Annotated in this window: 8 protein-coding genes and 2 pseudogenes; 3 read left to right on the top strand and 7 right to left on the bottom strand. The window is 67.2% G+C overall.

The window, feature by feature from the left end:
* From ACWC2B_RS34685 to ACWC2B_RS34675, 3 genes are all read right to left on the bottom strand, one after another.
* Positions 1 to 1,115 (bottom strand): Hsp70 family protein (locus ACWC2B_RS34685; protein ID WP_450723745.1); only part of this gene is annotated, 1,115 nt, incomplete at its 3' end.
* Positions 1,116 to 1,153: 38 nt separating this feature from the next.
* Positions 1,154 to 1,486 carry an STAS domain-containing protein gene (locus tag ACWC2B_RS34680; protein ID WP_450723743.1) on the bottom strand — a complete coding sequence of 111 codons (333 nt, stop codon included), beginning with the start codon at positions 1,484 to 1,486 and terminating at the stop codon, positions 1,154 to 1,156.
* A 110-nt stretch (positions 1,487 to 1,596) separates the two neighbouring features.
* Positions 1,597 to 2,028: an Hsp20/alpha crystallin family protein gene (locus ACWC2B_RS34675; RefSeq protein ID WP_450723741.1), complete on the bottom strand. Its 432-nt coding sequence runs from the start codon at positions 2,026 to 2,028 to the stop codon at positions 1,597 to 1,599.
* An 870-nt stretch (positions 2,029 to 2,898) separates the two neighbouring features.
* On the opposite strand from ACWC2B_RS34675, the gene ACWC2B_RS34670 reads away from it, so the two are divergent.
* Positions 2,899 to 3,084, top strand: a complete 186-nt coding sequence (locus ACWC2B_RS34670; RefSeq protein WP_450723739.1) for a hypothetical protein — start codon at positions 2,899 to 2,901, stop codon at positions 3,082 to 3,084.
* Between the two features lie 483 nt (positions 3,085 to 3,567).
* Positions 3,568 to 3,768 (top strand): annotated as a pseudogene (locus ACWC2B_RS34665) (transposase); the annotation flags it as partial.
* Between the two features lie 158 nt (positions 3,769 to 3,926).
* Here ACWC2B_RS34665 and ACWC2B_RS34660 read toward each other — a convergent pair.
* The 3 genes from ACWC2B_RS34660 to ACWC2B_RS34650 all read right to left on the bottom strand — a co-directional run bounded on the left by ACWC2B_RS34660 (position 3,927) and on the right by ACWC2B_RS34650 (position 4,894).
* The gene (locus ACWC2B_RS34660) at positions 3,927 to 4,334 is read right to left on the bottom strand and encodes a hypothetical protein (RefSeq protein WP_450723737.1); all 408 of its coding nucleotides are present in this window, start codon (positions 4,332 to 4,334) and stop codon (positions 3,927 to 3,929) included.
* Positions 4,303 to 4,515: a helix-turn-helix transcriptional regulator gene (locus ACWC2B_RS34655; protein ID WP_450723735.1), complete on the bottom strand. Its 213-nt coding sequence runs from the start codon at positions 4,513 to 4,515 to the stop codon at positions 4,303 to 4,305. Before ACWC2B_RS34655 ends, ACWC2B_RS34660 begins: the two co-directional genes overlap by 32 nt.
* A 223-nt stretch (positions 4,516 to 4,738) precedes the next feature.
* The gene (locus ACWC2B_RS34650; RefSeq protein WP_450723731.1) at positions 4,739 to 4,894 is read right to left on the bottom strand and encodes a hypothetical protein; all 156 of its coding nucleotides are present in this window, start codon (positions 4,892 to 4,894) and stop codon (positions 4,739 to 4,741) included.
* A gap of 163 nt (positions 4,895 to 5,057) precedes the next feature.
* Between ACWC2B_RS34650 and ACWC2B_RS34645 the strand changes: the two genes are divergently transcribed.
* Entirely contained in the window at positions 5,058 to 5,255 is a 198-nt protein-coding gene (locus ACWC2B_RS34645; RefSeq protein ID WP_450723730.1) for a hypothetical protein, read from the top strand.
* A gap of 468 nt (positions 5,256 to 5,723) precedes the next feature.
* Here the strand turns inward: ACWC2B_RS34645 and ACWC2B_RS34640 are convergent.
* Positions 5,724 to 5,876: pseudogene (locus ACWC2B_RS34640) on the bottom strand (IS256 family transposase); the annotation flags it as partial.
* Positions 5,877 to 6,000: the final 124 nt, after the last annotated feature.

Below are 6,000 nucleotides of genomic sequence, written 5' to 3'. Positions count from 1 at the left end.
GGAGTGACGTCGAGGAGCAGGACGTCCTTGACCTCGCCCTTGAGGACACCGGCCTGCAGAGCGGCACCGATCGCGACGACCTCGTCCGGGTTGACACCCTTGTGCGGATCCTTGCCGGTCAGCTCCCTGACCAGCTCCGTCACGGCAGGCATACGGGTGGACCCGCCGACCAGGATGACGTGGTCGATGTCCGAGACCTTGATCTTGGCGTCCTTGATCGCGTTGTGGAAGGGCGCCTTGCAGCGCTCCAGGAGGTCGGCGGTCAGCTGCTCGAACTGCGAGCGCGTGAGCTTCTCGTCCAGGTGCAGCGGGCCCTGAGCGGACGCGGAGATATAAGGGAGGTTGATCGTCGTCTCCGTCGCGGCGGAAAGTTCGATCTTCGCCTTCTCCGCAGTCTCCCGCAGGCGCTGGAGTGCCATCTTGTCCTTGGACAGGTCGACCCCGTAGGCGTTCTGGAACTGCTTCACGAGGTGCTCGACGATCTTCTGGTCCCAGTCGTCGCCGCCGAGGTGGGTGTCGCCGTTGGTGGACTTGACCTCCACCAGTCCTTCGCCGATCTCCAGAAGTGACACGTCGAAGGTGCCGCCGCCGAGGTCGAAAACGAGGATGGTCTGGTCGTTCTCCTTGTCCAGCCCGTACGCCAGGGCGGCGGATGTCGGCTCGTTGATGATCCGCAGTACCTTCAGGCCCGCGATCTCACCGGCTTCCTTCGTCGCGGTGCGCTGGGAGTCGTTGAAATACGCCGGCACGGTGATCACGGCGTCCGTGACGTCCTCGCCGAGGTACGCCTCCGCGTCCCGCTTGAGCTTCTGCAGGACGCGTGCCGAGATCTCCTGCGCCGTGTACCGCTTGCCGCCGATGTCGCCAGCGTCCGGGAAACGCCAGTCCGGCTCCCCGATGTGACGCTTCACGGATCGGGCGGTGCGGTCGACGTTCGTCACCGCCTGCCGCTTGGCGATCTCTCCGACCAGGACCTCGGCGCTCTTGCCGAAGGCCACCACGGAAGGGGTGGTCCTGTTTCCTTCGGTGTTGGTGATGACCGTGGGCTCGCCGCCTTCCAGCACTGCGACGACGGAGTTGGTCGTGCCCAGATCTATCCCGACTGCGCGTGCCATCATCCGCTCCTCTCAGAATCACTGAACGTTTCGGCTGTTCACGTCGCGGGCGGCCTGAGCAGGGCCGTCGCTGTGCCTGACCGCTGAAGGAGGCTTCGTACCAGGGGTGACGTGACACTCACCAGGCGCAGAGCGGCGCCCTGTTCCGTCGCCCTGCGGCGGGCTTCCAGCAGGACGCCGAGTCCATAGCAGTCGCAGAACTCGACTCCGCTGAAGTCGACCTCCACCACACGCGCACCGCCGGACAACGCCTCATCGAGGGTTACCCGGAGCTTCGGCGCGCTGAGGATGTCGATCTCCCCCGAGACGGCGATCTTGATGTGTCCGTCGGCGCGCTCTATCGCGGCCACCAAAGGCAGTTCTTCGGGCATGATCCCTGCCTCGCTTTCGTCCCGGCTGACTGCGGCGACCACGAACGGAAGATGGCCGGCGGCGGGCCGGGGGAAGGCCGACCCGCCTCTGCCTTCCTGCCGCGCGCCCGTCAGGCGTCGATCTCCTTGCGTGAGCCGTCCGCGGTCCTGATCTCGATCTTCCGAGGCTTCGCCCTCTCTGCGACCGGAATACTCAGCCGCAGCACCCCGGCCTCGTAGGAAGCCTCGATACGGTCGACGTCCAACGTCTCACCGAGGAACAGCTGGCGACTGAAGGTGCCGGAGGGGCGCTCCGCGATCAGCACGTCGCTGTCCTCCGCGCAGGCGGTGGTCCGCCGTTCCGCCCTGACGCTCAGGACGTTCTGTTCGACATTCAGGTCGATGGACTCGGGGTCGACACCTGGCAGGTCCAGCTCGACGACGAGGGTGTCACCCGCGCGGAAGGCATCCATGGACATGGCCACCGGCCGGGGCGCGGTTTCCAACATCTGCTGGCTCAGCCGGTCCAGCTCCCGGAAAGGATCGGTCCGCATCAGCATCATCGCTCACTCCTCTCCCGACTCATCCACCGATACACATGGCGACACCACCTATATAGCGCGCGGCAGTAAAGTTGACAAGAGTCGACTCAAGAATGTCCCGTACGGCTTACTCCAGCCGCACTCCGACGCGCACCACAGGGCGCCGTCCCCGCCGTTCTGGACGCGCGAGATCCCTCATCCGGCCGGTTCGAGCTGGACCTGACCGCCGGAGCCGCGACGATGCCCGGACCGCGAACCCGTCGGGCCCAAAACTCGGCGCCCCGCGCGTAACGCCGGGCGTACGCGCTTGGGCACGGCCGAGCGCCGCAGAGGCGCCAACTTGACTTATCTCACTCGGACTTGGAGGTCGCCCCAGCCCCCTCAGCTCGTCACGCACCGCCGGCCGCGGCAACGTGCCGTAGCGGGAGAAGTGGGGTGCGAGGTCTCGAACAACTCGACAGCCAGGCGCTGGACGGCATTTGTGGCGCAGGAGGAAGCAGAGCACGGTCACACCGCTTTCCACACCGGCAGCGCATGCGGGCCGACCCGCCGGCTTGTCCCGTCCGGCGCCACGAGCATGAGGCGCGGCTCGGAGTGTGGGGGTCCAACCAGAAAACCCGCCCGCACGGGCATCGCCGCCCCCACACACCCGCATACGCGGCGTTCGCTTCCCGGGAGGCTCCAGGGAGGAATCCTGGTCCTCACTCATTCAGCCGCTCTCCGCTGTCGCAGCAGGAGGTCCGGGGAGAGGCTGACCATGAAAACAGGCTCACGGCTACCGTCGTCTGGCGCCCCACCGGCGCACGCCCGTCCGCAGGGACACCCAAGGGCCGGCCCGGGCCAGCCACCGAGCCAACCCCAACTGACCCGACACAAAAGGAGAACCTTCACATGCGCCGTACCGCCGCCATCATCCTTGGAGCCGCCTGCCTCCTCGGCTTCACCGCCACTGCCGCAACAGCAGTCGTCCCCACTCACACCGCCACCGCCAGCACCCCCATCGACGAGTGCGGCCAGGGCTGCCACGACAACGACTTCAACTTCAACCAGGACAGCGGCGTGGGCAACTGGCACTGACCCACCCCCACTGTTCCCCACACCACCCACAGAACACAGGTGGCCAAGGAACATAGAGGCACACAGGGTCCCGGGACACGGCCACAGCCACTGTCCCGGGACCCTGCATGCCAGACACAAACCATGGGGTGGCAACAACGTCGTCCGGTGTCTTCACGTTTTGACGCCGCATGCCCAACTCCCGCTGGGGCGAGGGGACTTGCACTGGCTCCACGCACGTTTTTGGGTCTCCCCTCTACCGGAGACGACCGCCAGAATCTGCCTGCCGGCTGCTTTCATGACCTTCGCGGCGCTGTTGGGGTGGCGATCCACGGCGTGACCGCACGCGGGGCACTAGAACTTCCCCTGGCCGGGCCCGGGCTGGGAGCTTGGGTTTCGCTCTCCGCACGTGGCGCAGGTTGAGCGAGGGCGATGACAGGTACGCCCGGGTCAAGGACGACCAGCCGCGGCCCGTACCGATCGAGCCACTGGCCACCAAAAGCTGCCCCCGGACTGGTTGCCCTGCCCGGTGTCGGGCCCGAGACCGCCGGCCAACTGCTGACCAGCGCGGGCGGCAACCCCGACCGGCTCCGCTCCGAAGCCCCCTTCGTCCACCTGTGCGGAGCGGCACCCGTCTCCGCTTCTTCCGGACGCACCAACCGTCACCGGCTCAACCGAGGCGGCGACCGTCAGGCCAACACCGCCCCCACAGACCACTTGACGACCTATAGAAGCTCCCCGCGCCACCGACCGACAGCGATTAACCTCGCCGGTTACCCCACCAGGACAACCGGCCTCTGGTGACAGGTATGTCGCGTTGCCCGGCCGGACATACGGTGCGTACCGTTCGAGGTGATGACGCCTCAGGCACGCCGGGACCAGAAGGCGACGAACGCGATGTAGGCGATGGCGGCGGTGGCCACGAACCAGAGGTACGGATCGCCACTTCGTCCGGATGCCAGGTCACCGATGAAGGCGCCGAGGTTCCCCACGGTGAGCACCACGCCAGTGCCGGCCCAGGCTCGTCCCGAGATCCGGGCGAATCGTTCGTCGGGTTCCTTCTCGGTGAGGCCCTGGTAGGTCTCGCTCCGGCGTCCCAGCCGCACTAAGACGAGACTGCAGACCGCCAGGATCCCGAACGTGACCAGGCCGATGGCGAGGCGGCCGCCGAACGTCGCGGCCACGAGGCAGGCGCCTCCGACGGCGAGGAAGAAGCCGGGGACGGACTGCCTGGCTGTGTCACTGGTCATCTGCTGGGTCCTCTTCGGCATGGAACATCTCCTCGACGCTGACTTGGAAGAACTTGGCCAGGGACATGGCGAGCGGCAGGGAAGGCGTGTACCGCTCGGTCTCGATGGCATTGATCGTCTGCCGTGAGACCCCCAGGGCTGTGCCCAGCTGGCCCTGGGAGAGCCCCCGTTCCGACCGCAGTTTCCTGACGCTGTTTCGCACGTGTAAAGCTTACTTGTCACCCTTCAGTGGTTGTCAAGCTCGCTTTACAGACAGGGCAGGGCCCGCACGGACGCCTGGGGCACCGTGTTCACCCCGCTGGCGGCCAGCCCGGCATGGAAGAGCGAGTACACCCCGCAACCGCCCCCTGGGAGGCACACCCCGCCGCGAGTGTGGCTCCAGCTCCGAGGTGGTGTCACCCCCCCGCCTGATTCAGGACAGGCCATCACAGGTAGGCGCTGACCAGATCGGCGAACTCGACCTTGGCGCGACCCAGTGCGGAGTTGCCCATCAGGTGCGGCCTTCCTGCGCGTAGCCCTGCGTCCGGCCCGCTCCTGGCGTTCTGCGCCTGTGCGTTCGAAACGTGGATCTTGAACTTCACCCGTTCGGCCGCCTCCCGCTGTCACGCCGGAAGGCGCGGAGTGAGGCTGACCATGAACAACGGGCTCACGGCTGCCGGTCGTCTCCGGCGCCTTGTCCCGGCCGTGTGGCGGTCCGGGTCAGCCGCTGAGCCAACCCCCCACCGACTCAAGGAGAACCCTCCCATGCGCCGTACCGCAGCCGTCATACTCGGCACCGCCTGTCTCCTCGGTCTCACTGCCGCTACCGCGACAGCAGCACCCAGCACTCCCGGCACGAGCACCACCGCCAGTGCCCCCGTCGACTCCTGCAATGTCGGGCCCTGTGAGAGCGTCTTCAACTTCAACATGGACAGCCACGTCTACGGCTGGGTCTGGCACTGACCCGCCCCCACGTTTTTCCTTGATCGCCTGATCGACCGGCCGGTATCGGAAAACAGAAACACATACGGTCCCGGGACCAGCACAGTTCCGGGGCCATGTACTGCCGCGCGACGGGCGCCCCGACTCCAGCCGCACGCGGCCGACGCCCCGGGTCCCGGATGCTCTGAAGCCACAGGACGTCGTCGTCCTCGTCCCAGGACAGGACGAGGTGGGCGGCGGCGCCCGGTACATGGCAGTGAGGGGGTCGGCGATCGTACGGGCCAGCCCCCGCGCAGTTGCCAAGGCGGCTTCGCGGGCGGTGGTGAAACGGTCGACGGTGGTACATGCGGGAGGCCTGCCCTGTCGGGCCCGGAGGACAGGACGTCACTTGCCGGCGGGCAGGAGCTGGTTGCCAGTGCGCTGCCAGTACCCGGCCGGAGCCCGGTCGGCACGTTCCATGAAGGAGCCGCCGCTTGCCGTGATCTCGAAGCCGCCCTGGCCGGTCAGTTTGATCCCGTCGGCCTTCGCCCGGTCCACCAGCTGACCGATCAACTGGTCATCCAGAGCGTCCGACGCTCCGGCCGGCCTTATCGATGACCGTGCCCAGATACAGCTTTCCCTCCCCGTGACGACCTCCGTCATGTCGCCCGCCCAGACGAGGTCGGGTGCCTCGGCGGTGAAGTCCCGGCGGACGAAGTCCACGGCCCGTTCGCCGGGCCCGGTCAGGCCCGGCGACTGCGCAACACCCGTCCAGCCGGTACGAGTT

The sequence above is a fragment of the Streptomyces sp. NPDC001415 genome (genome assembly GCF_053597395.1).
The sequence above is the reverse complement of the archived record's forward strand: the minus strand, read 5'-3'. Positions and strand labels throughout refer to the sequence as shown.